The following is a 526-nucleotide window of genomic DNA, read 5'->3' on the forward strand; positions in this document are numbered from 1 at the left end:
CGTGCCTTAGCACACAGTTTAGTGTGCCGACTTAGCTCAGCTGGTAGAGCAACTGACTTGTAATCAGTAGGTCAACCGTTCGACTCGGTTAGTCGGCACCATTTATTTAAATTAAATGTTTTAAAACATTTAATTAGCACTGTTTAAGTGCCTCGATAGCTCAGTCGGTAGAGCAGAGGATTGAAAATCCTCGTGTCCGTGGTTCGATTCCGCGTCGAGGCACCATTTATACTAAAGCCCTGCATGAAAATGCGGGGCTTTTTTGTTTTTATTTAAGTTAAAACATAAGCGGCCTCGAACTACGTTCGATTACAAAATGCTTCCCTGTATTTTGCCCTACGGGCCATCCTTCGGACGTTAAAAATTGTTCCAGACAATTTTTTGCCGCCTCAGTGCACCATTTATATTAAAGCCCTGCATGAAAATGCGGGGCTTTTTTTTTAGAGAAAATTAGCACAAGTAAAGTTTGCCAAGTACTCGGTTGAGTTTTCTAATTCACCTTTCACCTTTCACCTTTCACCTTTCA

General features: G+C 41.6%; 2 tRNA genes. Both read left to right on the forward strand.

What is annotated here, in order from left to right:
- Window positions 1–25: 25 nt before the first annotated feature.
- Window positions 26–101 (forward strand) — tRNA-Thr (locus tag H5200_RS23405).
- Window positions 102–149: 48 nt separating this feature from the next.
- Window positions 150–225, forward strand: a tRNA-Phe gene (locus H5200_RS23410).
- Window positions 226–526 lie beyond the last annotated feature (301 nt).

The sequence above is a fragment of the Pseudoalteromonas sp. SG43-7 genome (assembly GCF_014164295.1).
Taxonomy (GTDB): domain Bacteria; phylum Pseudomonadota; class Gammaproteobacteria; order Enterobacterales; family Alteromonadaceae; genus Pseudoalteromonas; species Pseudoalteromonas rhizosphaerae.